Annotated in this window: 1 pseudogene; it reads left to right on the top strand. The window is 68.5% G+C overall.

The features are described from left to right. Positions 1 to 343, top strand: a pseudogene (locus KVS67_RS11710) (type III restriction endonuclease subunit R); the annotation flags it as partial.

Genomic DNA, 343 nt, shown 5'->3' on the forward strand with positions numbered 1-343 from the left:
GGTGCGCGAGAAGGACGGGACCGAGAGCCCGCTGGAGACCCGGCTCATGCACCTCATGGCAGCCGAGGACGGCACCTACCCGATCACGCTCAACGAGTGGGAGCGCAAGGTCCTCGACTCCGAGGCCAAGCAGCCCGGCTTCAAGGGCTGGTACCGCAACCCCGCACGCGCCACCAAGGAGTCGCTGGCTATCGCCTACCGCGAGGACTCCGGCACCTGGAAAGCGGTTCGTCCCGACTTCATCTTCTTCGGGACCGACCACACCGGCCAGGTCGTCGCGGACCTCGTGGACCCCCACGGCCACCACCTCTCCGACGCCCTGCCCAAGTTGCGCGGGCTGGCA

The sequence above is a fragment of the Micrococcus sp. GbtcB5 genome, assembly GCF_019091605.1.
Classification (GTDB): Bacteria; Actinomycetota; Actinomycetes; order Actinomycetales; family Micrococcaceae; genus Micrococcus; species Micrococcus luteus.